Genomic DNA, 25,681 nt, shown 5'->3' with positions numbered 1-25,681 from the left:
GCCGACCCCCTGACCATCAAACACACCACGAGGAGAGACCGTGACTCAGTTTGAGACCAACATCGACCCGACGCTGCCGTCGACCCGGCAGAACGGCGCCCCCGCGGAGAGCGACCGCAACTCCCTGACCGTCGGCTCGAACGGCCCGATCGTGCTGCACGACGTGCAGCTCGTCGAGACGCTCTCGGCGTTCAACCGCGAGCGCGTGCCGGAGCGCAACCCCCACGCCAAGGGCGCCGGCGCCTTCGGCGAGCTCGAGATCACCGAGGACGTCTCGCAGTGGACGCGCGCCAAGGTCTTCCAGAAGGGGTCCAAGACCCGTTCGCTCCTGCGCTTCTCCACCGTGGCCGGCGAGCAGGGCTCGCCCGACACCTGGCGCGACGTGCGCGGCTTCGCGCTGAAGTTCTACACCGAAGAGGGCAACCTCGACATCGTCGGCAACAACACCCCGGTGTTCTTCCTGCGCGACCCGATGAAGTTCCCGCACTTCATCCGCTCGCAGAAGCGCCTGCCCGACTCGGGCCTGCGCAACAACACCATGCAGTACGACTTCTGGACCAACAACCCCGAGTCGGCGCACCAGGTGACCTACCTCATGGGCGACCGCGGCCTGCCCCGCTCGTGGCGCGAGATGAACGGCTACTCCTCGCACACCTACTCGTGGATCAACGAGGCCGGCGAGATCTTCTGGGTCAAGTACCACTGGATCTCGGAGCAGGGCGTCCACACCATCTCCAACGAGGAGGCCGAGCGCCTCGCGGGCGAGGACGCGGACTTCCACCGCCGCGACCTCTTCGACGCGATCGAGCGCGGCGAGCACCCGTCGTGGACCCTCAAGGTGCAGGTCATGCCCTACGAGGACGCGAAGCAGTACCGCTACAACCCGTTCGACCTCACGAAGGTGTGGCCGCACTCGGACTACCCGCTGCACACCGTCGGCCGGCTCACGCTCAACGAGAACCCGGAGAACTTCTTCGCGCAGATCGAGCAGGCCGCCTTCGCGCCCTCGAACTACGTGCCCGGCACCGGCATCTCGCCCGACAAGATGCTCATGGGCCGCATGTACGGCTACGCCGACGCGCACCGCTACCGCATCGGCACGAACTTCGCGCAGCTGCCGGTGAACCGTCCGATCGTGAAGACGAACAGCTACACCTTCGACGGCAACATGCGCTTCGACCACTCGGGCAGCGCCCCCGTGTACGCGCCGAACTCCTACGAGCGCCCGCACTCGGACGAGACCGGCAAGGTCGAGAACAACTGGACCTCGGACGGCGACCTCGTGCGCAGCGCCTACGCCCTGCACCCCGAGGACGACGACTTCGGCCAGCCCGGCAAGCTCGTCCGCGAGGTGTGGAACGACGAGCAGCGCGCGCAGTTCGTCGAGACCGTCGCCGGCTCGCTCGCGACCGTCGAGGAGCCCGTGCTCTCGCGCGCCTTCCAGTACTGGAAGAACGTGGACGCCGAGTGCGGCGACCGCATCCAGAAGACGGTGCTCGAGGGGCGCGCCGAGGCCGGCGAGATCCCCGGCGGCGACCCCGCCAACCCGTAACCCGCGGTCTTCCGCCCGGCGTCCCCGCACTCCTCCGGAGCGCGGGGACGCCGCCGTTTCCGGGGGTCTCGGCACCTCCTTAGTGCCGATGCCGCTCCACCGAATCTTGGCGTCCCCGTGCATCTGAGCGCGAAGCTGGCGCCCGGACGTCGACTGGCGCCGTTCGAGCCGGCGCCTCCCCGCCAAAATTCCGTGGGGCGGGGCAGGGCAGGGCGGCGCGGGTCAGGGGCGGTGGGCGTCGGCGGCGGGGTTCTGCGGCGGGAGGCCCGCCTCGATGCGCCAGCGGTTCAGGAAGCCGCGCTCCCTGCCGAGCGTGGACGGCAGGCCGTGGCCCGGGTAGAACACCGTCTCGTCGGGGTAGCGGCGGAACAGCCGCTCCACCACGTCTGCGAGCAGCCGCTCGGTGCGCTCGGGATCGCCCTGCGTGTTGCCGATGCCGCCGGGGAACAGCGAGTCGCCGGTGATGAGCCGAGGGGCCTCGCCCGGTTCGACGACGGCGAGGGCGATCGAGCCCTCGGTGTGGCCTCGCAGCCCGATGGCCTCGACGCGCAGCCCGCCGACGCGGATCACGTCGCCGTGCTCGAGGGGCCGATCGGTCGGCACCGGGATGCCCGGCGCGTCCGCGGCGCCGGCGAGGGTCGGCACGCCGAGGGCGTCCCGGACCTCGGCGAGGGCCTGCCAGTGGTCGGCGTGGCGGTGCGTCGTGAGGATGCCGATCGGCTCGACGGGCGCCCGGCCCGCCTCGGCCGCGCGGGCGCGGGCGATGTCGAGGAGCTCGAGCACGCGCGGCGCGGCGTCGGCCGCGTCGACGACGAGCGCGGCGCCCGTCGCGGTGTCCACCACGATGTAGCAGTTGTTCTCGAAGTCGTTGAGTTCGGCGTAGTGCAGCTCGACCGCGCCGAATCCGTCGATGTGCGGGGCGAATGGATGGGTCATGCGGTTGAGGGTACGCGGAATCTGAGGTATAGACATGCGCGCGAACAGCCCCTATAGTGGATCATTGCGCTTCGTCGCTCCATGCCTTCATATTGCGGTCGGCTTGGTGGATCCCCGTTCAGCAGCTCTCGACCCCATCCGCGCACTTCGCGCCGTGGCTTCCGAGAGCTCCCGTTCCTCGTCATCGAGGTGCGAGCCTGGGCAGCAGCTCAGAGTTTACACGCTCCGAGACTCGGAACGGGGGATTTCCATCGGGCGGCGGGGCCTTCCCCACGACCATATGCATTGAGCGTCCCGTTCGCCGCGGGATGCGTGGAGGTATTTCTTTTGGCTGCTGCGAGCAACGCAACTCCCATGCCGAAGTCGGGTCGGAACGCGCACCGGCTGTCGTTTGCACAGATCAAGGACACGCTCGAGGTCCCCGATCTGCTGTCACTGCAGACCGATTCGTTCGATTGGCTCGTCGGCAACGAACACTGGAAGGCCCGTCTGGCCTACCAGGAGGCCACCAGCGGTGGTGACAACATCGCCCGCATCTCGGGGCTGGAGGAGGTCTTCGAGGAGATCTCCCCGATCGAGGACAACGCGGGGGCCATGCAGCTTGCGTTCCGCAACCCCTACCTCGAGCCCGAGAAGTACTCGATCGACGAGTGCAAGGAGCGGGGCAAGACCTACTCGGCGCCGCTTTACGTCGAGGCCGAGTTCATGCGCTTCGAGACCGGCGAGATCAAGACCCAGACGGTCTTCATGGGCGACTTCCCGCTCATGACCGACAAGGGCACGTTCATCATCAACGGCACCGAGCGCGTCGTCGTGTCGCAGCTCGTGCGCAGCCCCGGCGTGTACTTCGAGCGCACCCCCGAGAAGAACTCCGACCAGGACGTCTACTCGGCCCGCGTCATCCCGCAGCGCGGCGCATGGCTCGAGTTCGAGGTCGACAAGAAGGGCAACGTCGGCGTCCGCATCGACCGCAAGCGCAAGCAGTCGGTCACGGTGTTCCTCCGCGCCATCGGCCTCACCGAGGAGGACATCCGCGCCGACTTCGCCGGCTTCGAGACCATCCTCGAGACCCTCGCGAAGGACGACCCGAAGATCCAGACGCAGGAAGAGGCCCTGCGCGACATCTACCGCAAGATCCGCCCCGGCGAGCAGGTCGCCTCGGAGGCGGCGCGCGCGCTGCTGGACAACTTCTACTTCAACCGCAAGCGCTACGACCTCGCCAAGGTCGGCCGCTACAAGCTCAACCGCAAGCTCGGCCTCGAGGCGCCGATCAGCGACTCGGTGCTGTCCACCGAGGACATCGTCGCGATCATCCGCTACCTCGTGGCGCTGCAGCGCGGCGACGAGACGATCGAGGGCACCCGCAACGGCGGCGAGCTCGTCGACATCCCCGTCGAGACCGACGACATCGACCACTTCGGCAACCGCCGCATCCGCGCGGTGGGCGAGCTGATCCAGAACCAGGTGCGCACCGGCCTCAGCCGCATGGAGCGCGTCGTGCGCGAGCGCATGACCACGCAGGAGATCGACTCGATCACCCCGCAGTCGCTCATCAACGTGCGCCCGGTCGTCGCCGCGATCAAGGAGTTCTTCGGAACCTCGCAGCTGTCGCAGTTCATGGACCAGAACAACCCGCTCGCGGGCATCACCCACAAGCGCCGCCTCTCGGCCCTGGGCCCCGGCGGCCTCAGCCGCGAGCGCGCGGGCGTCGAGGTCCGCGACGTGCACCCCTCGCACTACGGCCGCATGTGCCCGATCGAGACGCCGGAAGGCCCGAACATCGGCCTGATCGGCTCGCTCGCGACCTTCGCGCGCATCAACTCCTTCGGCTTCATCGAGACCCCGTACCGCCGCGTGCGCGACGGCGTGGTCACCGACGAGGTCGACTACCTCAGCGCCGCCGAGGAGGACGAGTTCGTCGTGGCCCAGGCCAACGCGCAGCTCGACGGCGACAACCGCTTCATCGAGGAGAACGTGCTCGTCCGCCTCAAGGGCGGCGAGGTCGAGCTCGTGCCCGGCGACGAGGTCGACTACATGGACGTCTCGCCGCGCCAGATGGTGTCGGTCGGCACCTCGCTCATCCCGTTCCTCGAGCACGACGACGCGAACCGCGCCCTCATGGGCGCGAACATGCAGCGCCAGGCCGTGCCGCTGCTCCGCGCCTCCTCGCCGATCGTCGGCACGGGCATGGAGAGCTACAGCGCGATCGACGCGGGCGACGTGGTCACCGCGGTCAACGCCGGCGTGGTCACCTCGGTCTCGGCCGACCAGGTCGTCGTGCAGACGGACGAGGGCGGCTCGGAGTCGTACTTCCTCCGCAAGTTCGAGCGCTCGAACGCGGGCACCTGCTACAACCACCGCGCGATCGTCAAGGCGGGCGACCGGATCGAGGTCGGCGAGGTCATCGCCGACGGCCCGTCGACCGACAACGGCGAGCTCGCGCTGGGCAAGAACCTCCTCGTGGCGTTCATGCCGTGGGAGGGCCACAACTTCGAGGACGCGATCATCATCTCGCAGAACCTCGTGCGCGACGACGTCCTCTCCTCGATCCACATCGAGGAGTACGAGGTCGACGCCCGCGACACCAAGCTCGGCAAGGAGGAGATCACCTCCGACCTGCCGAACGTCTCGCAGGAGATGCTCAAGGACCTCGACGAGCGCGGCATCATCCGCGTCGGCGCCGAGGTGCACCCCGGCGACATCCTCGTCGGCAAGGTCACGCCGAAGGGCGAGACCGAGCTGAGCGCCGAGGAGCGCCTGCTCCGCGCGATCTTCAACGAGAAGAGCCGTGAGGTGCGCGACACCTCCCTCAAGGTGCCCCACGGCCAGAACGGCACCGTCATCGGCGTGAAGGTGTTCGACGTCGAGGCCGGCGACGACGAGCTCGGCTCGGGCGTCAACCAGCGCGTGGTCGTGTACATCGCCCAGAAGCGCAAGATCACCGAGGGCGACAAGATGGCCGGCCGTCACGGCAACAAGGGCGTCATCGCGAAGATCCTGCCGGAGGAGGACATGCCGTTCCTCGCCGACGGCACCCCGGTGGACATCATCCTGAACCCGCTGGGCATCCCGAAGCGCATGAACCTCGGCCAGGTGCTCGAGACGCACCTCGGCTGGGCGGCATCGCAGGGCTGGGACGTCGACGGCGCCCCCGAGTGGGCCAACGAGCTCCCCGAGGAGGCCTTCCACGTCGAGCCCGGCACCAAGGTCGCGACCCCCGTCTTCGACGGCGCGACCCAGGACGAGCTGCGCGGCCTGCTCGCGTCCACCCGCCCGAACCGCGACGGCGAGCGCCTGATCGGCGAGAGCGGCAAGACGGAGCTCTTCGACGGCCGTTCCGGCGAGCCCTTCCCGGACCCGATCTCGGTGGGCTACATGTACATGCTCAAGCTGCACCACCTCGTGGACGACAAGATCCACGCGCGCTCGACGGGCCCGTACTCGATGATCACCCAGCAGCCGCTCGGCGGTAAGGCGCAGTTCGGCGGCCAGCGCTTCGGCGAGATGGAGGTGTGGGCCCTCGAGGCCTACGGCGCCGCCTACACGCTGCAGGAGCTGCTCACGATCAAGTCCGACGACATCGTCGGCCGCGTCAAGGCCTACGAGTCGATCGTCAAGGGCGAGAACATCCAGAAGGCCGGCATCCCCGAGTCCTTCCGAGTGCTCGTCCGCGAGATGCGCTCGCTCTGCCTGAACGTCGAGGTGCTCTCGGCCGACGGCAACGTGCTCAGCCTCGAGGAGAACGACGACGACGCCTACCGCGCCGCCGAAGAGCTCGGCATCAACATCTCCACTCGCTTCGAGTCTTCCTCGGTCGACGAGATCTGACCGACCCCCGATACGAAGCATTCCAACTAGGGAGAAAACTTACAGTGATCGACGCAACCAAGTTTGACAGCCTCAGCATCGGGCTGGCGACGTCGGAGGACATCCTCGCCTGGTCCCGCGGTGAGGTGAAGAAGCCGGAGACCATCAACTACCGGACGCTCAAGCCCGAGAAGGACGGCCTGTTCGGCGAGCAGATCTTCGGGCCCTCGCGCGACTGGGAGTGCGCGTGCGGCAAGTACAAGCGCGTGCGCTTCAAGGGCATTATCTGCGAGCGCTGCGGCGTCGAGGTGACCAAGTCCGCGGTGCGCCGCGAGCGCATGGGCCACATCAAGCTCGCCGCGCCCGTGACCCACATCTGGTACTTCAAGGGCGTCCCCTCGCGCCTCGGCTACCTGCTCGACATGGCGCCGAAGGACCTCGAGAAGGTCATCTACTTCGCGGCCTACATGGTCGTCGAGGTGGACGAGGAGGGTCGTCACGACGACCTGAGCGACCTCGAGAAGGAGAAGAACCTCGAGATCCAGACTCGCGCGAACCAGCGCGACTCGCAGATCAACGAGCGCCTCGCGACCCTCGAGAAGGAGCTCGCCGCGCTGGAGGAGGAGAACGCCACCTCCGACCAGCTCAAGAAGGCGAAGGATGCGGGCGAGAAGGAGATGGCGCGCATCCGCAAGGAGTTCGACCGCGACATCGAGCAGCTCGAGCGCGTCTTCGAGTCCTTCAAGAACCTGAAGATCGGCGAGCTCAAGCCGGACGACGCGGATTACGCCGAGCTCGAGGACCGCTACGGCGACTACTTCGAGGCCCACATGGGCGCGGAGGCGATCCAGAACCGCCTGCGCGGCTTCGACCTCGAGGCCGAGGCGGATCTCCTGCGCGAGCAGATCCAGAACGGCAAGGGTCAGAAGAAGATCCGCGCCATCAAGCGCCTGCGGGTCGTGAACGCGTTCCTGCAGACCGAGAACAAGCCCGAGGCCATGGTGCTCGACGTGATCCCCGTGATCCCGCCCGAGCTCCGCCCGATGGTGCAGCTCGACGGCGGCCGGTTCGCGACGAGCGACCTCAACGACCTCTACCGTCGTGTGATCAACCGCAACAACCGCCTGCAGCGCCTGCTCGACCTCGGGGCCCCCGAGATCATCGTGAACAACGAGAAGCGCATGCTGCAGGAGGCCGTCGACGCGCTGTTCGACAACGGCCGCCGCGGCCGCCCCGTCACGGGCACCGGCAACCGCGCCCTCAAGTCCCTGAGCGACATACTCAAGGGCAAGCAGGGGCGTTTCCGCCAGAACCTCCTCGGCAAGCGCGTGGACTACTCGGGCCGCTCGGTCATCATCGTGGGCCCGCAGCTCGAGATGCACCAGTGCGGTCTGCCCAAGCAGATGGCGCTCGAGCTGTTCAAGCCCTACGTCATCAAGCGCCTCATCGACCTGGGCCACGCGTCCAACATCAAGGCGGCGAAGCGCTCGGTCGAGCGCGCGAAGCCCGAGGTGTGGGACGTGCTGGAAGAGGTCATCCGCGAGCGCCCCGTGCTGCTCAACCGCGCGCCCACCCTGCACCGTCTCGGCATCCAGGCCTTCGAGCCGCTGCTGGTCGAGGGCAAGGCCATCCAGCTGCACCCGCTCGCGTGCTCGGCGTTCAACGCCGACTTCGACGGCGACCAGATGGCGGTCCACCTGCCCCTGAGCGTCGAGGCGCAGGCCGAGGCCCGCGTGCTCATGCTCGCCTCGAACAACATCCTCAAGCCCTCGGACGGCCGCCCCGTCACCCTGCCCTCGCAGGACATGGTCGCGGGCCTGTACCACCTCACCTTCGAGCGCGAGGACGCGGTCGGCGCCGGTCGCTCCTTCGCCTCGATCTCCGAGGCGATCATGGCCAAGGACGAGGGCACGCTGCACCTCAACGCGCCCATCACGGTGCGCCTCGAGCAGGTGGCGTTCCACGCGGGCGAGGAGCCCGAGGGCTTCGCCGAGGGCCGTCCCCACGCGATGAAGACCACGCTGGGCCGCGCGCTGTTCAACGAGCTGCTCCCCGAGGGCTACCCGTACCTCGAGGACACCATGACCAAGGGCCGGCTCTCGGGCGTGGTGAACTACCTCGCCGAGCGCTACGACAAGGACGTGGTGTCGGCGACGCTCGACCGGATCAAGGACGCGGGCTTCTACTGGGCCACGCGCTCGGGCATCTCGATCGCCGCCTCCGACGTGATCATCCCCGACACCAAGGACTCCATCATCTCGGAGACCGAGGCGAAGGTGGCCGAGCTGCGGGACGACTACGCCATGGGTCTGTCGACCCAGCAGGAGTACCGCGAGAAGACCATCGCCCTGTGGGAGGACGCCACCGAGCGCGTGGCGGCCGACACCCGCGAGCAGTTCCCCTCGACCAACTCGATCCACCGCATGGTGACGGCGGGTGCGAACGGCAACTGGCTGCAGGTGCGGCAGATCGCCGGCATGCGAGGCATCGTGGCGAACCCGAAGGGCGAGAAGATCGCGCGCCCGATCATCCACTCGTACCGCGAGGGCCTCACGGTGCTCGAGTACTTCTCGTCCACGCACGGCGCCCGCAAGGGCCTGGCCGACACCGCCCTCAAGACCGCGGACTCGGGCTACCTGACCCGCCGCCTCGTGGACGTGTCGCAGGACGTCATCATCCGCGAGGAGGACTGCGGCACCCGTCGCGGCCTCAAGCTCCCGATCGCGCAGACCAACGCGGCCGGCGAGGTCGAGCTCGCGGAGAACGTCGAGAACTCGGTGTACGCCCGCACGCTCGCGACCGACGTCACGGACGCGCAGGGCGAGGTGCTCGCGCACGCGGGGGAGTCGGTGGGCGACGTGCTCATCGAGCGCCTCTTCGAGGCCGGCATCACCGACGTCACCGTGCGCTCGGTGCTCACCTGCGAGTCGCAGGTCGGCGTCTGCCAGAAGTGCTACGGCCGCTCGATGGCCTCGAGCCACCTGGCCGACCTCGGCGAGGCCGTGGGCATCATCGCGGCCCAGTCGATCGGCGAGCCGGGCACCCAGCTGACGATGCGCACCTTCCACACCGGCGGTGTGGCCTCGGGCGCGGACATCACGCAGGGTCTCCCGCGAGTGCAGGAGCTCTTCGAGGCGCGCACCCCGAAGGGGCACGCGAGCCTCGCGAAGGTCGCGGGCCGCGTCACGATCCAGGACACCGAGCGCTCGCGCAAGCTCGTGCTGACCCCGGACTCCGAGGACGAGGAGGTCGTGACCTACCCCGTCTCGAAGCGGGCCGAGCTCCTCATCGAGGACGGCCAGCACGTCGAGCCGGGCACGCAGCTCATCGAGGGTCCGCTCGACCCGAAGGAGGTGCTCGAGGTCCTCGGCACCACCGCGGTCCAGAAGTACCTCGTGAAGGGCGTGCAGGAGGTCTACAACAGCCAGGGCGTGCCGATCCACGACAAGCACATCGAGGTCATCGTCCGTCAGATGCTCCGCAAGGTGACCATCAACGACTCGGGCGAGACCGAGATGCTGCCGGGCGAGCTCGTCGACCGCCAGCGCTTCCAGGCGCAGAACCGCCAGGCGGTCACCGAGGGCCGTCGCCCCGCGTCGGGCCGCCCCGAGGTCATGGGCATCACCAAGGCCTCGCTGGCCACCGAGTCGTGGCTGTCGGCCGCCTCGTTCCAGGAGACCACCCGCGTGCTCACGCAGGCGGCCATGGAGCAGAAGACCGACCCGCTGCTCGGGCTCAAGGAGAACGTCATCATCGGCCGTCTCATCACCGCGGGCACCGGTCTGCCGGTGTACGCGAACCAGGTGGTGGAGCCGACGGAGGAGGCGATCGCCGAGCGCTACCCGTTCGTGGAGTCCACCGAGGACTTCGACGAGGAGCTCACGTTCGTCGACTACGACAGCTTCACCCAGGGTGAGGACTTCGGCATCGACTTCGGTCAGAACAACTAGCGGATCCCTTCCGCGCGAACAGGCCCCGGCGGGGCTCCTCGGCACCGAGGAGTCCCGCCGGGGCCTTTTCCGATAGCTGGCCGGGCCGCGGCGTGGGGCGCGGGGCTGCCCGGCCCACCGCGGTTACAGTGGCGCTATGAATGACCAGCACCGCTCGACCCCGCAGCCCTATGACGACGGTCCGCGCTCGGCCGTCGACCCGCTGCTGCTGCCGCCGACGGCCCGGCGCCCCCGGTTGAGCCTGCACCCGGAGGAGCCCGCGACGGCTCGTCCGGAGGGCGGGGACGCCGATGGCGCGGCGGCGCCGGCGCAGGAGACCGCGGAGCCGGAGGGTGCGCCCATCGCGGCTCCCCCCGCGGCGGCGGATGTCGCGGCGGCCGAGGAGCCCGCGAGCGATGCCGGACGAACCGAGTCCGCCGCGGCCGAGTCCGTTGCAGACGAGCCCGTTGCGGCACCCGCCCCGGCCGCGGACGTCGCAGCCGCCGATGCGGCGAGCCCCGCCGCAACCGACCCCGAGGAAGCAGAGCACGACGTGAACCCCGCAGCGCCCCGTACCGACACGACCGCGGCGGCAGCCGCGGGGGCCGCCCCCGCCGATGATGCCGCGGCGGACGCGGCCATCTCCCCCGACGCCGAGCAGCCCTCGCGGAGCAGGCTCGACGAGGCGCTCGCGCGCTCGCGCTCGCTGCCGCTCGACGAGGCGATGCTCGAGGCGCGGCGCAAGGCGGCCGAGGAGGCCGCCGAGGCCGAGCGCCGGGCCGCCGAGGAGGAGGCCGCCGCCGAGGAGGCCGAAGCGGTCGAGGCGGCGGAGGAGGAGCGGGACGCCGAGCCCTTCGAGACCGTCGTCCTCCCCGAGGCGGAGGCGCTGCGCGAGGAGGACGAGGCCGAGGACGCCGAGGAGACCCGGGCGTTCGTCGAGGTCGAGGAGGAGCACGCCTCGACCGAGGGGCTCGTCATGCCCCCGCAGAAGCGGGGCAACCGGGTGTTCGCCCTGATCATGGCGGTCATCGCGAGCATCGTCTTCGCGGGCCTCTACGCCGCGGGCTTCGCCGCGGCCCGCTGGTTCTTCACCCCCGGCGTCGACCTGCTCGCCGGCGGGCTCGAGTTCATCGGCACCGCGGCCTTCTACGTGCCGGTGGCGATCTTCGGCGTCGTCATGATCCTCTGGTCGGTCATCTCGAACCGGGCCGGATGGTGGTCCTACATCCTCGGCAGCCTCGTGCTCGCGGTGCTCGTCGCCGCCGGCTACTACCTCGGGGTCGGCGCGCAGGAGCTCGTCAACGGCCGGCCTTGGTCGAACGAGGTGGTGATCTCCGCGATCCGCGACACCGCGCACCTGCCCGGCGCGCTGATCGCCTTCATCGCCGCGCGCGAGTCCGCGAACTGGATCGGCGGCCTCATCGCCGCCCGCGGGCGCCACGTCGCCAAGCGCAACGCGGCGGAGCGCTCGGAGTACGAGCGGCGGGTCGAGGAGGAGCGGGTGGCCAGCGCCGCCCACGTCGCGGACACCCTCGCCGAGGAGCCGCTCGACTCGGCCGCCACCGTCGACGCGAAGTAGGGGAGCGGGCATGAACGCCGCGCCGCAGGTCCGCGCAGAGCTCGACCTGCCCGAGGGCTGGGAGCCGCTCGACTGGCCGGGGACGATCGGGGGAGTGCGCCACCGGGTCGCGACGCGGGGCTTCACGCCCCAGGTGCTCGTCACGCTCGACAAATGGCCCGGCACCGTCGACGCGGCGCAGGCGATCGAGATCGTCCGCGCGCAGCTGCGGCAGAGCGGCGCCAGGGTGCTCGCGGCCGAGGAGCTCGGGGGCGAGCCGCCGCAGGCCGAGCTGCGCAGCGAGGTGAAGGACGGCAAGGGGCCGGTCCGGGGCCGCTACCGGCTGCAGCTGCTGCACGTGGCGGGGGATACGCTCGTGCTCACCTCGATCGCGACCTGCCTCAGGACGCAGGAGCCGGCGATCGCGGCCGACCTCGACCGCATTCTCGGCTCGGCGAAGCTCGTCACCCCCGGCTCGGATCGAGCTTGACCGCATTTTGCCTTATGGGTAAGCTGTTTCGGTACATCAATTATCGGCGTGCCTAAACGCGCGCGGTCGTCGCTTTCGTGCGAGTCTGCGTGGGCCGGAGCGCGGGGAGTCACCTCCTCGAGCCGCGGGCGTTCCCCGAACCCTTGCCTCACGAGTGCTGTGACCGGCGAGAACCCAGGGTGCAGGGCCGAGCCGAGCTGCGCAACGCAGCATCGCGAACATCGCAACCACAACAAGGAGAGCAAACAAGTGCCAACGATTCAGCAGTTGGTCCGCAAGGGCCGCAAGCCCAAGGTGTCGGGCTCCAAGTCGCCCGCCCTGAAGGCGAACCCGCAGCAGCGCGGTGTGTGCACCCGTGTCTACACCACCACCCCGAAGAAGCCGAACTCGGCACTGCGCAAGGTCGCCCGTGTGAAGCTGTCGAATGGCACCGAGGTCACCGCCTACATCCCCGGCGAGGGGCACAACCTCCAGGAGCACTCGATGGTGCTCGTCCGCGGCGGCCGTGTGAAGGACCTGCCCGGCGTGCGCTACCACATCGTGCGCGGCGCGCTCGACACCCAGGCCGTCAAGGACCGCAAGCAGGCCCGTAGCCACTACGGCGCGAAGAAGGAGAAGTAATGCCTCGTAAGGGCCCCGCACCCAAGCGCCCCATCGTCGTCGACCCGGTCTACGGCTCGCCCGTCGTCACGCAGCTCATCAACAAGGTGCTCATGCACGGCAAGAAGTCGGGCGCCGAGCGCATCGTCTACGGCGCGCTCGAGAACGTCGCGGCGAAGACCAACGAGGACGCCGTCCAGGTGCTCAAGAAGGCGCTCGACAACGTCCGCCCCACCCTCGAGGTCCGTTCGCGCCGTGTCGGCGGCTCGACCTACCAGGTACCCGTCGAGGTCAAGCCCATCCGCGCGAACACGCTCGCGCTCCGCTGGCTGACCGACTACGCCAAGGCCCGTCGCGAGAAGTCGATGACCGAGCGTCTCACCAACGAGATCCTCGACGCGTCGAACGGTCTCGGCGCGGCCGTGAAGCGCCGCGAGGACATGCACAAGATGGCCGAGTCGAACAAGGCCTTCGCGCACTACCGCTGGTAGCTTTCCGCACCGGTCAACACGATGGTGTACTACTGCGTGTTGGCCGGTGATCCGCGTCGCCCTCACCGACCGACATCCTCTTCACCGCAACTCATACTCAACGGGAGATATCCGTGGCACAGGACGTGCAGACTGACCTGAACAAGGTCCGCAACATCGGCATCATGGCCCACATCGATGCCGGTAAGACCACCACCACCGAGCGCATTCTGTTCTACACGGGCGTCAACCACAAGATCGGCGAGAGCCACGACGGTGCGGCGACCATGGACTGGATGGCCCAGGAGCAGGAGCGTGGCATCACGATCACCTCCGCCGCCACCACCTGCTACTGGAACGGCACCCAGATCAACATCATCGATACGCCCGGGCACGTCGACTTCACGGTCGAGGTGGAGCGCTCGCTCCGCGTGCTCGACGGCGCGGTCGCGGTGTTCGACGGCAAGGAGGGCGTGGAGCCCCAGTCGGAGACCGTCTGGCGCCAGGCCGACAAGTACAACGTGCCCCGCATCTGCTTCATCAACAAGATGGACAAGCTCGGCGCCGACTTCTACCACTCGGTCGAGACCATCAAGTCGCGCCTCGGCGTGAAGCCCCTCGTGCTGCAGCTGCCGATCGGCATCGAGAGCGACTTCATCGGCGTGGTCGACCTCATCACCATGCAGGCGCTGACCTGGCGCGGCGACGCCAAGGGCGTCGTCGCCCCCGGCGCGGACGCCGTGGTCGAGGAGATCCCGGCCGACCTCAAGGAGCGCGCGGAGGAGTACCGCGCCGAGCTGCTCGAGTCGATCGCCGAGTCCAGCGAGGAGCTGATCGAGAAGTACCTCGGCGGCGAGGAGCTCACCGAGCAGGAGATCCGCGAGGCGATCCGCGACATGACCATCGCCGGCGAGGCGTTCCCCGTCATGTGCGGCACCGCGTTCAAGAACCGCGGCATCCAGCCGATGCTCGACGCCGTCGTCTCCTACCTGCCCTCGCCCCTCGAGGTGCCGCCGGTCCACGGCGTGGACGTCAAGGACGAGGAGATCGAGATCGTCCGCAACCCCGACACGAACGAGCCGTTCTCGGCCCTCGCGTTCAAGGTCGCGGTGCACCCCTTCTACGGCCGCCTCACCTACATCCGCGTGTACTCCGGTCACGTCGAGTCCGGCTCGCAGGTGCTCAACTCGACCAAGGGCAAGCGCGAGCGCATCGGCAAGCTGTTCCAGATGCACTCGAACAAGGAGAACCCGGTCGACTCGGTCACCGCGGGGCACATCTACGCGGCCATCGGCCTCAAGGACACCACCACCGGCGACACGCTCTCGGACATGAGCAAGCCGGTCATCCTCGAGTCGATGAGCTTCCCCGAGCCCGTGATCTCGGTGGCGATCGAGCCCAACTCGAAGGCCGACCAGGAGAAGCTCGGCGTCGCGATCCAGAAGCTCGCCGAAGAGGACCCGACGTTCCGCGTCGAGCTCAACCAGGAGACCGGCCAGACGACCATCTCCGGCATGGGCGAGCTGCACCTCGACGTCCTCGTGGACCGCATGAAGCGCGAGTTCAAGGTCGAGGCGAACATCGGCAAGCCCCAGGTGGCCTACCGCGAGACGCTCCGCCGCACGGTCGAGAAGTACGACTACACGCACAAGAAGCAGACCGGTGGTTCCGGCCAGTTCGCGAAGGTGCAGATCAAGCTCGAGCCCATGAAGGTCGAGGGCGACACGATCTACGAGTTCGAGAACGCCGTGACCGGCGGTCGCGTGCCGCGGGAGTACATCCCCTCGGTCGATCAAGGTATTCAGGACGCGATGCGCGTCGGTATTCTCGCCGGCTACCCGATGGTCGGCGTGAAGGCCACCCTGCTTGATGGTCAGTACCACGATGTTGACTCGTCGGAGATGGCGTTCAAGATCGCGGGCTCGATGGCCTTCAAGGAAGCCGCTCCCAAGGCGAGCCCCGCACTGCTCGAGCCCCTGATGAAGGTCGAGGTGCGCACGCCCGAGGAGTACATGGGTGACGTCATCGGCGACCTGAACTCACGTCGTGGCCAGATCCAGGCAATGGAGGATGCGTCCGGCGTCAAGCTGGTGCGAGCACTCGTACCGCTGTCGGAGATGTTCGGCTACATCGGCGACCTGCGCAGCAAGACCTCGGGTCGCGCGGTCTACTCGATGGAGTTCGACTCTTACTCGGAGGTCCCGAACGCTGTCGCGGAGGAGATCATCCAGAAGAGCAAGGGCGAATAGCACCCTGCTCAATCGCCTGGCGATTCGAGACCGGATCACCGGGTACCATATTCACCTGCCCAAATTTCCAAGTCTCGTCACGCACTGTAGTGTGAGTCGAGTCAAAGAAACCGTCCTGAGGAGGACCCACAGTGGCCAAGGCCAAGTTCGAGCGGACCAAGCCGCACGTAAACATCGGAACGATCGGTCACGTCGACCACGGCAAGACGACGCTTTCCGCCGCCATCTCGAAGGTGCTTGCCGACAAGTACCCGTCGGAGACCAACGTCCAGCGCGACTTCGGCACCATCGACTCGGCACCGGAAGAGCGCCAGCGCGGTATCACGATCAACATCTCGCACATCGAGTACGAGACCCCGAAGCGTCACTACGCGCACGTCGACGCCCCTGGTCACGCCGACTACGTGAAGAACATGATCACGGGTGCTGCTCAGATGGACGGCGCGATCCTCGTGGTCGCCGCCACCGACGGCCCCATGGCGCAGACCCGCGAGCACGTGCTGCTCGCCAAGCAGGTCGGCGTCCCCTACCTGCTCGCCGCGCTGAACAAGTCGGACATGGTGGACGACGAGGAGATCATGGAGCTCGTCGAGCTCGAGGTCCGCGAGCTGCTCGCTTCGCAGGGCTTCGACGAGGAGGCTCCGGTCGTCCACGTCTCGGCGCTCAAGGCCCTCGAGGGCGAAGAGAAGTGGGTCAACTCGATCCTCGAGCTCATGGACGCCGTCGACGAGAGCATCCCGGACCCGGTTCGCGACCGTGAGAAGCCCTTCCTCATGCCCATCGAGGACGTCTTCACCATCACCGGTCGTGGCACCGTCGTCACGGGCCGCGCCGAGCGCGGTACCCTCGCGATCAACTCGGACGTCGAGATCGTCGGCATCCGCCCCACCCAGAAGACCACCGTCACCGGTATCGAGATGTTCCACAAGCAGCTCGACGAGGCGTGGGCCGGCGAGAACTGCGGTCTGCTGCTCCGCGGTCTCAAGCGCGAGGACGTCGAGCGCGGCCAGGTCGTGGCCGCCCCCGGCTCCGTGACCCCGCACACCGAGTTCGAGGGCACCGCCTACATCCTCTCGAAGGATGAGGGCGGCCGTCACAACCCGTTCTACTCGAACTACCGTCCGCAGTTCTACTTCCGCACCACGGACGTGACCGGCGTCATCACCCTGCCCGAGGGCAAGGAGATGGTCATGCCCGGTGACACCGTCGACATGTCGGTCGAGCTCATCCAGCCGATCGCCATGGAAGAGGGCCTCGGCTTCGCGATCCGCGAGGGCGGCCGCACCGTCGGTGCCGGTACCGTCACCAAGATCAACAAGTAGGTCTGTCCGGTAGTCGGTTCGGCCCAGCCGTACGACTCCGTCGGGGTCGAGCAGTTCGCTGCTCGGCCCCGACTTCGTTTTCCCGCCCCGGCGACCGGGCGGCCTACAACTCCGGGCTGGTGTTTCCGCCGCCGCATGCTCCCTCGGTGGGCAATGGGCCGGACGGCGGCCCGCGCCCGCATAGGATGACTGGCGTCAGCAGACCATCACAGCCGAATGAGGTGCCCCATGTCGGATGACACGAACCGGCCGGTCGGGCCGGAAGAGCAGCGGCCCGGTCGGGGCGACGGCACGAACGGCGGCCCGGACCGCGGCTCGGGATACGGCGCCGGCCCGAACGCCGGCGGCGGCCCGGCGGGGAGCCCGAGCGGGACGGCCGGATACGGCGGCGGTCCGACGTACGGCGCGGCCCCGGGGGCGGCCGGGCAGGGCCAGGGTGCCGGCGGCGCCGCCGCGAACGGCGGGTCGCAGTACGGGGATCAGACCTCTGGAACGGGCGCCGGATACGGGGCGGAGCAGCCCTACGGCTCGAACCAAAGCTACGGGCCGAACCCGACGTACGGGTACAACCAGAGCTACGGCGGCGCTCGGCAGGAGGGCTCGGGGCGGACGAACGGCTCGAACCAGGTCGCCGGTGCGAACCAGCCGTACGGTGCGAACCAGACCTACGGTGCGAATCAGTCGTACGGCGGGGATCAGCGCTCCGGCCCGAACCGGACGTACGGCTCGAATCCTGCCTACGGGGGTGACCAGGCCTACGGGGCGGCGCCCGGTTCCGGGCAGCCGGACGGAGGGACGGGAGTACCGCAGGGCCACGGCGGCAGCGCCCCGGGTGCGCACCAGGGCGCCTACTCCCAGGGCACCTACGCGCAGGATGCCTCCGCGCAGGGCGGGACCTATGGGCAGGGCGGCTACTCGCAGGGCACCTATGCACAGGGCACGTACGGCGGCCAGTACCCGCAGCAGCCGGGGCCGAACAGCGCGTACGGGCAGCCGCCGAGCGGCTACGCGCCCACGGGGCCGGGCGGCCCCCGCAAGCGGAACCGGAAGCTGCTGTTCGGGATCATCGCCGCTGTCGTCGTGGTCGTGCTCGGCCTCGGCACGTGGGGCCTGTTCGCGCTGCTCGGCAAGTTCGGGGGAGCCCGCAGCCCCGAGGCGGCGGTGACCGACATGTTCGACAGCGTCGCCTCCTTCAACGTGGTCGACTCGGCGCTCGCACTCGCGCCGAGCGAGCGCGACATCTTCCAGGACGCGGCGCAGCAGCTCCAGCAGGCCGACATCGGCGCGAGCGAGGACGGCGAGCATCCGTCCGCGATGGACGCGCTCGAGGCCGCGGAGCGGGCGGTGGACATCGAGCGCGAGGACTTCGAGTACGAGACGGAGGAGATCGTCGAGGGCGTGGAGCTCGTGACGATCACCTCGGGCACCCTGATCGTCGACGGCGACGAGGAGGCGCTCGAGGCCGCCATGCAGGACCTCGCCTGGGCCATGGAGTACGAGTGGCAGAAGCAGACCGGGGCCGATGAGCAGGAGGCCGTCTCGGCGGCCGACGCCGCGACGACGGAGGTCGAGGCGCCGGAGCTGCCCTACGAGTTCGACATGACCATGCAGGGCGGCACGAGCGGGGACATGTTCCCCGAGGGATTCAGTGCGGTGACGGTCAAGGAGGGGAGCGGCTGGTACGTCAGCTACTTCATGACCTTCGCGCACTACATGACCCAGGCGTTCTTCGGCTACGGCGGAGGAGGGCCGTCCACGCCCGGCGACACGGTCGTCGAGGCGACGCCGGCGGCCACCCCCGAGGAGGTGGGCACGGGTCTCGCCGAGGCGTTCATGGAGGCTGGAACCGCAGCGTTCCAGGGGCAGAGCGGCGACTTCGAGTCCGGCATCGGCCTGTTCTCCGAGGCGGAGCGCACGCTCCTGTCCCTCTACGTGCTGCCGATGCTCAAGTACGCCCAGCAGGACTCGGGCGGCTACTCCACGGGCGAGCCCCTCGACTATTCGGTGGAGGGCGGATTCGAGCGCTTCGAGCACGAGGGCACCACGATGATCCTCCCGGACGACCTGCGGCTGACGGCGGACGGCGACACGCTCGTGCTCGACGGCTACTGCGCGACCGACGAGGGCTCGTACAGCGGCCCCTCGACGATGTGCCTGACCGACTGGCCGGGATTCGGCGAGCTCGGATTCGACGAGCTCGGACTCGTGGTCGTCCAGGAGGGCGGGGGATGGGTGTTCAGCCCGTACCGGACCATGGAGGTCTTCGTCGAGGCGGCGACGGACAAGTACCTCGAGCTGCGCGAAGAGGGCCGCCTGCACGAGCTGTTCGGCTAGGCGTACTCCCGCGAGCACGCGCGCGACCCGGGCCGTCGAAGAATCCGACACGCCCGGGTTGCGCGAAACTGCAGCCCGACCCTAAACTAGTGAAGTTCAATACTTCGGGCGTGCCATAGGCAGGCGCCCGAATCACTGTCGCGTTCGTGACGTGCCGACCGCCTCGCGGCCAGGTGCTTCCTCCGGCAGCAGAGCACAGCTCCGGCGTCATGGCGGGTCCTCGACTCCGCCGCGGCGCCGTACATCAGCCTGAGCGCACAGCGCTCCGGGCAGGTGACATTGACAGAAAAACAGTGGTGCACGCCAACTGCAAGCGCAGTCCGGGTAATGCATGTGAGGCCGATTCGAGCCCCAATTGATTGAGGAGTAGGACATGGCGGGACAAAAAATCCGCATCCGACTGAAGTCGTATGACCACGAGGTCATCGACAACTCCGCGCGCAAAATTGTGGACACCGTCACGCGCGCTGGTGCATCCGTCATCGGGCCAGTCCCGCTTCCGACGGAGAAGAACGTGGTAACGGTCATCCGTTCCCCCCACAAGTACAAGGACAGCCGCGAGCAGTTTGAGAAGCGCACCCACAAGCGGCTGATCGACATCGTCGACCCCACGCCGAAGGCCGTCGACTCGCTCATGCGTCTCGACCTGCCGGCAGACGTCAACATCGAGATCAAGCTCTAGAGGAACTCATGCCTACCGCTACCAAGACGTACAAGGGGCTGCTCGGCACCAAGCTGGGCATGACCCAGCAGTGGGACGCCGAGAACCGGATGGTCCCCGTCACCGTTATCCAGGTGAGCCCGAACGTGGTCACGCAGATCCTGAACACCGAGAAGAACGGCTACGACGCGATCCAGATCGCCGCCGGCGCCATCGACCCGCGCAAGGTGAACAAGCCCGCCGCCGGTCACTTCAAGGCCGCAGGCGTGACCCCGCGTCGCCACCTCACCGAGATCCGCACCGCCGACGCCTCGGAGTACGAGCTCGGCCAGGAGCTCACCGTGGACCTGTTCGAGGCCGGCCAGAAGGTCGACGTCGTCGGCACCTCGAAGGGCAAGGGCTTCGCCGGAACGATGAAGCGCCACAACTTCAAGGGCGTCGGCGCCTCCCACGGTGCCCACAAGAACCACCGCAAGCCCGGCTCGATCGGTGCTTCGGCCACCCCCAGCCGTGTCTTCAAGGGCACGCGCATGGCCGGCCGCATGGGCTCGGACCGCGTCACCGTGCAGAACCTCACGGTGCACGGCGTCGACGCCGAGCGCGGTCTGCTGCTGGTCAAGGGCGCCGTCCCCGGCGCCAAGGGCCGTCTCGTATTCGTCCGCAACGCAGTGAAGGGGGCCTAGCCGATGGCTGCCAACACGATCGACGTCCTCGACGCGACCGGCAAGAAGGCCGGCACCGTGGAGCTCCCCGAGGAGCTCTTCGGCCTCGAGGCGAACATCCCGCTGATCCACCAGGTCGTCGTCGCCCAGCAGGCCGCCGCCCGCCAGGGGACGCACAAGACCAAGAACCGCGGCGAGCGCTCCGGCGCCGGCCGCAAGCCCTTCAAGCAGAAGGGCACCGGTAACGCCCGTCAGGGCTCGATCCGCATGCCGCAGCACCGCGGCGGCGGCATCGTGCACGGTCCGGTTCCCCGCAGCTACGCGCAGCGCACCCCCAAGAAGATGGTCGCCGCCGCACTGCTGCAGTCGCTCTCGGACCGCGCCCGCAACGGCCAGATCCACGTCTTCACCGAGCTCGTCTCGGGCGAGGCCCCCTCCACGAAGGCCGCGATCACCGCGTACCGCACCGCAGTCGAGGGCCGCAACGTCCTCGTCGTCGTCGAGCAGGATGACGTCGTCACCCGCAAGTCGGTCCGCAACGTCGAGCACGCGCACGTCATCAGCGCCGACCAGCTCAACGCCTACGACGTCCTCCGCGCAGACGACGTCGTATTCCTCAAGGGAGCCTTCGACGGCTTCGTCGAGTCCAAGACCACCAAGGAGCAGCAGGCATGAGCGGTATCGACAAGGACCCGCGCGATGTCATCCTTCGTCCGGTGATCTCCGAGAAGAGCTACGGCCTCATTGACCAGGGCCAGTACACCTTCGAGGTCGCCACCGGGTCGAACAAGGCGGAGATCAAGTACGCCATCGAGCAGATCTTCTCCGTCGACGTCGCACGCGTGAACATCATCAACCGACAGGGCAAGACGCGCCGCACCCGCTTCGGGACCGGCAAGCGCAAGAACACCAAGCGCGCGATCGTCACCCTGAAGTCCGGCACCATCGACATCTTCACGAACGTCGGCTAACCGGAGGACTGAGAACTATCATGGCGATTCGCAAATTCAAGCCCACCACCCCCGGTCGTCGCGCCGGCTCGGTCTCGGAGTTCACCGAGATCACCCGCACGACCCCCGAGAAGTCGCTGCTCAAGCCGCTTCCCAAGACCGGCGGCCGCAACAACCAGGGACGCATCACCACCCGCCACATCGGCGGCGGTCACAAGCGTCAGTACCGCGTCATCGACTTCACCCGTAACGACAAGGACGGCGTGAACGCGAAGGTCGCGCACATCGAGTACGACCCGAACCGCACCGCGCGCATCGCGCTGCTGCACTTCGTGGACGGCACCAAGCGCTACATCCTCGCACCGAACAAGCTCAAGCAGGGCGACATCGTCGAGTCGGGCCCCGAGGCGGACATCAAGCCGGGCAACAACCTGCCGCTCCGCAACATCCCGACCGGTACCGTCGTGCACGCCGTCGAGCTCCGCCCCGGCGGCGGCGCCAAGATGGCCCGCTCGGCCGGCGCCTCGGTCCGACTCGTCGCCAAGGACGGCCCCTACGCGCAGCTCCGCCTGCCCTCGGGCGAGGTCCGCAACGTGGACGCGCGCTGCCGCGCCACGGTCGGCGAGGTCGGCAACGCCGAGCAGGCGAACATCGACCTCGGCAAGGCCGGCCGCAAGCGCTGGAAGGGCGTCCGCCCGACCGTCCGCGGCGTGGTCATGAACCCGATCGACCACCCCCACGGCGGTGGCGAGGGCCGGACCTCGGGTGGTCGCCACCCGGTCAGCCCCTGGGGTCAGCCGGAAGGCCGCACCCGCAAGCCGAACCGTGAGTCGGACAAGTACATCGTCCGTCGCCGCCCGTCGAAGAAGCGCAAGTAGTAGGAGTTCAAGAAGATGCCTCGCAGTCTTAAGAAGGGCCCCTTCGTCGACGAGCACCTGCTGCAGAAGGTGCTCAAGCAGAACGAAGCCGGTTCCAACAACGTCATCAAGACGTGGTCGCGCCGTTCGATGATCGTGCCCGACATGCTCGGTCACACCATCGCGGTGCACGACGGTCGCAAGCACATCCCGGTGTTCGTCACCGAGTCGATGATCGGCCACAAGCTCGGCGAGTTCGCGCCGACCCGCACCTTCCGCGGTCACGAGAAGGACGACAAGAAGGGTCGCCGCCGCTAACGCGGCGGCTAGAAGGAGGAAATTATGGTGGAGTCGATCGCCCGCGCGCGACACATCCGCGTTACCCCTCAGAAGGCTCGCCGCGTCGTCGACCTGATTCGCGGCAAGCAGGCGCTCGAAGCGCTCGCCATTCTGAAGTTCGCACCCCAGGGTGCCTCTGAGCCGGTCTACAAGGCCGTGGCCTCCGCGATCGCGAATGCGCGCGTCCAGGCAGACAACAACAACGAGTACCTCGACGAGCGCGACCTGTACGTCAGCACCGTGTTCGTCGACGAGGGAGTGACGTTGAAGCGCTTCCGTCCGCGCGCCCAGGGCCGTGCCGGACGCATCAACAAGCGCACCAGCCACATCACCGTAGTGGTGTCGACCCCCGCGGTCGACGCCGTTGAGCAGGAGGCGGCGAACTAATGGGCCAGAAAATCAATCCGTACGGTTTCCGCCTCGGCATCACCACCGACCACCGGTCGCGCTGGTACGCCGACTCGACGAAGCCGGGTCAGCGCTACTCGGACTACGTGAAGGAAGACGTCCAGATCCGGAAGCACCTGACCGAGTCGCTCGACCGGGCGGGTATCGCCTACATCGTCATCGAGCGCACGCGCGACCGCGTCCGCGTCGACATCCACACGGCCCGCCCGGGCATCGTGATCGGTCGTCGCGGCGCCGAGGCCGAGCGCATCCGCGGCGAGCTCGAGAAGCTCACCGGCAAGCAGATCCAGCTGAACATCCTCGAGGTGAAGAACCCCGACCAGGAGGCGCAGCTCGTCGCTCAGGGCATCGCCGAGCAGCTCGCCGGCCGCGTCGCGTTCCGCCGCGCCATGCGCAAGGGACTCCAGGGCGCCCAGCGCGCCGGCGCCAAGGGCATCCGCATCCAGGTGTCCGGCCGTCTCGGCGGCGCCGAGATGAGCCGCTCGGAGTTCTACCGCGAGGGCCGCGTGCCCCTGCACACCCTCCGCGCCAACATCGACTACGGCTTCTACGAGGCCAAGACCACCTACGGTCGCATCGGTGTCAAGGTGTGGATCTACAAGGGTGACCTGACCAACAAGGAGCTTGCCCGCGAGCAGGCCAACCAGAAGTCGTCGCGCGACCGCGGCGACCGTCCGCGCCGCAACCGTCGCCAGGAGCAGGTTGCTGCGGGAGCGGAGAGCTAGAACATGCTGATTCCACGTCGAGTAAAGCACCGTAAGCAGCACCGCCCGACCCGTCGCGGTCAGGCCACCGGCGGCACCAGGGTCACCTTCGGTGAGTTCGGTATCCAGGCGCTCAGCCCCGCGTACCTGACCAACCGTCAGATCGAGGCCGCGCGTATCGCCATGACCCGCCACATCAAGCGCGGCGGCAAGGTCTGGATCAACGTGTTCCCGGACCGCCCGCTCACCAAGAAGCCCGCCGAGACCCGCATGGGCTCGGGCAAGGGCTCGCCCGAGTGGTGGGTAGCCAACATCAAGCCCGGCCGCGTGCTGTTCGAGGTCGGCGGCGTTGACGAGGAGCTCGCTCGTGAGGCACTCACCCGTGCCATCCACAAGCTGCCCCTCAAGGCACGCATCATCACCCGTGAGGAAGGCGAGTAGGAAATGGCGATCGGATCGAAAGAGCTCGCCATCAACGAGCTCGACACCATGGAGAACGGCCGTCTGGTCGAGGAGCTGAAGAAGGCGAAGGAAGAACTCTTCAACCTCCGCTTCCAGGCTGCGACCGGCCAGGGCGAGGAGCGCGGTCGCATCCGCGCCGTGAAGCGCGACATCGCGCGCATCTACACGGTGCTGCGCGAGCGCGAGCTCGGCATCCGCGCGACGCCCGCGCCGGCTGAGAAGCCCGCGAAGAAGAGCCGCGCGAAGAAGGCCGAGGCCGCCGCGACGAACGAGGAGACCAACTAATGGCTGACACCACTTCGACTCCGGCCGAGGCCGAGCAGACGCTGCAGCGCAACTACCGCAAGACCCGCCGCGGCTACGTCACCAGCGACAAGATGGACAAGACCATCGTGGTGCTGGTCGAGGACCGTGTGAAGCACCCCCTCTACGGCAAGGTGATTCGCCGCTCTACCAAGATCAAGGCGCACGACGAGAACAACACCGCCGGCATCGGCGACCTCGTTCGCATCGCAGAGACCCGTCCCCTCAGCGCGAGCAAGCGCTGGCGGCTGGTCGAGATCCTCGAGAAGGCGAAGTAGGCCTCGCCTACAGCGCTGAAACAGCCAAGGAGACTGACACATGATTCAGCAGGAATCCCGCCTCCGCGTCGCCGATAACTCGGGCGCGAAGGAACTGCTCACCATCCGCGTGCTCGGGGGATCCGGACGTCGCTACGCCGGCCTCGGCGACACGATCGTCGCGACCGTCAAGGACGCCATCCCCGGCGGCAACGTGAAGAAGGGTGACATCGTCAAGGCTGTCGTCGTTCGCACGAAGAAGCCGACCCGTCGCGTCGATGGCTCGTACATCAAGTTCGACGAGAACGCCGCCGTGATCCTCAAGAACGACGGCGAACCCCGCGGTACCCGCATCTTCGGCCCGGTCGGCCGCGAGCTGCGCGACAAGCGGTTCATGAAGATCATTTCGCTCGCTCCGGAGGTGCTCTAAACCATGGCGAAGATTCGCAAGGACGACCTCGTCGAGGTCATTACGGGCACTCCGCAGGCGAAGGGCGGCGACAAGGGCAAGCAGGGCAAGGTCCTCGAGGTGCTCGTCGACCGTGACCGCGTGATCGTCGAGGGCGTCAACTACGTCACGAAGCACGTTCGCGAGGGCCAGACCCAGCGCGGCACGAAGACCGGCGGCCTCGAGACCGTCGAGGCGCCGATCCACGTGTCGAACGTGGCGCTCGTCGACCCGGAGACGGGCCGCGGCGCCCGCACCGGCGTCAAGGTCGAGGAGACCACGAAGGACGGCGTCGAGAAGACCACCCGCACCCGTGTCTTCAAGGCCTCGCGCCGCGCGGCAGCGCCGGCCGAGAAGCCCGCGAAGAAGACCACCAAGAAGGC

The 25,681-nt window shown here is 68.0% G+C and carries 23 protein-coding genes and 1 pseudogene; 23 read left to right on the top strand and 1 reads right to left on the bottom strand.

Annotated features, from left to right (window positions below):
* The first annotated feature begins 40 nt into the window (after positions 1 to 40).
* Complete coding sequence (locus FM112_RS06055; RefSeq protein ID WP_087005023.1) at positions 41 to 1,552, top strand: catalase; 1,512 nt, start codon at positions 41 to 43, stop codon at positions 1,550 to 1,552.
* A gap of 222 nt (positions 1,553 to 1,774) precedes the next feature.
* Here FM112_RS06055 and FM112_RS06050 read toward each other — a convergent pair whose 3' ends face one another.
* Positions 1,775 to 2,488 (bottom strand): MBL fold metallo-hydrolase, encoded by a 714-nt coding sequence (locus FM112_RS06050; protein WP_087005019.1) that lies wholly within the window; start codon positions 2,486 to 2,488, stop codon positions 1,775 to 1,777.
* Positions 2,489 to 2,815: 327 nt separating this feature from the next.
* Here FM112_RS06050 and rpoB point away from each other — a divergent pair, with 327 nt between their 5' ends.
* The 22 genes and pseudogenes from rpoB to rplX form a co-directional block, all read left to right on the top strand.
* Positions 2,816 to 6,316, top strand: a complete 3,501-nt coding sequence (gene rpoB / locus FM112_RS06045) for a DNA-directed RNA polymerase subunit beta (protein WP_087005016.1) — start codon at positions 2,816 to 2,818, stop codon at positions 6,314 to 6,316.
* Positions 6,317 to 6,360: 44 nt separating this feature from the next.
* Positions 6,361 to 10,245: a DNA-directed RNA polymerase subunit beta' gene (gene rpoC, locus FM112_RS06040; protein ID WP_087005012.1), complete on the top strand. Its 3,885-nt coding sequence runs from the start codon at positions 6,361 to 6,363 to the stop codon at positions 10,243 to 10,245.
* 136 nt (positions 10,246 to 10,381) lie between these two features.
* Positions 10,382 to 11,803 carry a hypothetical protein gene (locus FM112_RS06035; RefSeq protein ID WP_087005009.1) on the top strand — a complete coding sequence of 474 codons (1,422 nt, stop codon included), beginning with the start codon at positions 10,382 to 10,384 and terminating at the stop codon, positions 11,801 to 11,803.
* Between the two features lie 10 nt (positions 11,804 to 11,813).
* The gene (locus FM112_RS06030; RefSeq protein ID WP_087005006.1) at positions 11,814 to 12,272 is read left to right on the top strand and encodes a hypothetical protein; all 459 of its coding nucleotides are present in this window, start codon (positions 11,814 to 11,816) and stop codon (positions 12,270 to 12,272) included.
* 249 nt (positions 12,273 to 12,521) lie between these two features.
* Positions 12,522 to 12,893, top strand: a complete 372-nt coding sequence (gene rpsL / locus FM112_RS06025) for a 30S ribosomal protein S12 (RefSeq protein ID WP_026937634.1) — start codon at positions 12,522 to 12,524, stop codon at positions 12,891 to 12,893.
* The gene (gene rpsG / locus FM112_RS06020) at positions 12,893 to 13,363 is read left to right on the top strand and encodes a 30S ribosomal protein S7 (protein ID WP_087005003.1); all 471 of its coding nucleotides are present in this window, start codon (positions 12,893 to 12,895) and stop codon (positions 13,361 to 13,363) included. The genes rpsL and rpsG overlap by 1 nt, the downstream gene beginning before the upstream one ends.
* A gap of 113 nt (positions 13,364 to 13,476) precedes the next feature.
* Positions 13,477 to 15,591, top strand: coding sequence for an elongation factor G (gene fusA / locus FM112_RS06015; RefSeq protein WP_087005000.1), 2,115 nt, complete (start codon positions 13,477 to 13,479; stop codon positions 15,589 to 15,591).
* A gap of 131 nt (positions 15,592 to 15,722) precedes the next feature.
* The gene (gene tuf / locus FM112_RS06010; RefSeq protein WP_087004997.1) at positions 15,723 to 16,913 is read left to right on the top strand and encodes an elongation factor Tu; all 1,191 of its coding nucleotides are present in this window, start codon (positions 15,723 to 15,725) and stop codon (positions 16,911 to 16,913) included.
* A 228-nt stretch (positions 16,914 to 17,141) separates the two neighbouring features.
* Positions 17,142 to 19,247: a hypothetical protein gene (locus FM112_RS06005; RefSeq protein ID WP_087004994.1), complete on the top strand. Its 2,106-nt coding sequence runs from the start codon at positions 17,142 to 17,144 to the stop codon at positions 19,245 to 19,247.
* Between the two features lie 373 nt (positions 19,248 to 19,620).
* A complete protein-coding gene (rpsJ, locus tag FM112_RS06000; RefSeq protein WP_026935977.1) occupies positions 19,621 to 19,929 on the top strand; it encodes a 30S ribosomal protein S10 in 309 nt (102 codons plus the stop codon).
* Positions 19,930 to 19,937: 8 nt separating this feature from the next.
* Positions 19,938 to 20,591 (top strand): 50S ribosomal protein L3, encoded by a 654-nt coding sequence (gene rplC / locus FM112_RS05995; RefSeq protein WP_087004992.1) that lies wholly within the window; start codon positions 19,938 to 19,940, stop codon positions 20,589 to 20,591.
* Between the two features lie 3 nt (positions 20,592 to 20,594).
* Positions 20,595 to 21,245 (top strand): 50S ribosomal protein L4, encoded by a 651-nt coding sequence (rplD, locus tag FM112_RS05990; RefSeq protein ID WP_087004989.1) that lies wholly within the window; start codon positions 20,595 to 20,597, stop codon positions 21,243 to 21,245.
* Positions 21,242 to 21,541: a 50S ribosomal protein L23 gene (rplW, locus tag FM112_RS05985; RefSeq protein WP_087004986.1), complete on the top strand. Its 300-nt coding sequence runs from the start codon at positions 21,242 to 21,244 to the stop codon at positions 21,539 to 21,541. The genes rplD and rplW overlap by 4 nt, the downstream gene beginning before the upstream one ends.
* A gap of 20 nt (positions 21,542 to 21,561) precedes the next feature.
* Positions 21,562 to 22,398 (top strand): 50S ribosomal protein L2, encoded by an 837-nt coding sequence (gene rplB, locus FM112_RS05980; protein WP_087004983.1) that lies wholly within the window; start codon positions 21,562 to 21,564, stop codon positions 22,396 to 22,398.
* 15 nt (positions 22,399 to 22,413) lie between these two features.
* A complete protein-coding gene (rpsS, locus tag FM112_RS05975) occupies positions 22,414 to 22,695 on the top strand; it encodes a 30S ribosomal protein S19 (RefSeq protein ID WP_026935972.1) in 282 nt (93 codons plus the stop codon).
* A 24-nt stretch (positions 22,696 to 22,719) separates the two neighbouring features.
* A complete protein-coding gene (rplV, locus tag FM112_RS05970; RefSeq protein ID WP_087004980.1) occupies positions 22,720 to 23,103 on the top strand; it encodes a 50S ribosomal protein L22 in 384 nt (127 codons plus the stop codon).
* A complete protein-coding gene (gene rpsC, locus FM112_RS05965) occupies positions 23,103 to 23,849 on the top strand; it encodes a 30S ribosomal protein S3 (RefSeq protein WP_087004977.1) in 747 nt (248 codons plus the stop codon). Before rplV ends, rpsC begins: the two co-directional genes overlap by 1 nt.
* 3 nt (positions 23,850 to 23,852) lie before the next feature.
* The gene (gene rplP, locus FM112_RS05960) at positions 23,853 to 24,269 is read left to right on the top strand and encodes a 50S ribosomal protein L16 (RefSeq protein WP_087004974.1); all 417 of its coding nucleotides are present in this window, start codon (positions 23,853 to 23,855) and stop codon (positions 24,267 to 24,269) included.
* Between the two features lie 3 nt (positions 24,270 to 24,272).
* On the top strand, positions 24,273 to 24,575 hold the full coding sequence (gene rpmC / locus FM112_RS17660; RefSeq protein ID WP_087004971.1) for a 50S ribosomal protein L29: 303 nt from the start codon (positions 24,273 to 24,275) through the stop codon (positions 24,573 to 24,575).
* Positions 24,575 to 24,871, top strand: a complete 297-nt coding sequence (gene rpsQ, locus FM112_RS05950) for a 30S ribosomal protein S17 (RefSeq protein ID WP_087004968.1) — start codon at positions 24,575 to 24,577, stop codon at positions 24,869 to 24,871. The genes rpmC and rpsQ overlap by 1 nt, the downstream gene beginning before the upstream one ends.
* A gap of 40 nt (positions 24,872 to 24,911) precedes the next feature.
* Complete coding sequence (rplN, locus tag FM112_RS05945) at positions 24,912 to 25,280, top strand: 50S ribosomal protein L14 (protein ID WP_087004965.1); 369 nt, start codon at positions 24,912 to 24,914, stop codon at positions 25,278 to 25,280.
* Between the two features lie 3 nt (positions 25,281 to 25,283).
* Positions 25,284 to 25,634: pseudogene (gene rplX / locus FM112_RS05940) on the top strand (50S ribosomal protein L24); the annotation flags it as partial.
* Between the last annotated feature and the right edge of the window lie 47 nt (positions 25,635 to 25,681).

The organism is Gulosibacter sp. 10, assembly GCF_900163695.1.
Classification (GTDB): domain Bacteria; phylum Actinomycetota; class Actinomycetes; order Actinomycetales; family Microbacteriaceae; genus Gulosibacter.
The sequence above is the reverse complement of the archived record's forward strand: the minus strand, read 5'-3'. Positions and strand labels throughout refer to the sequence as shown.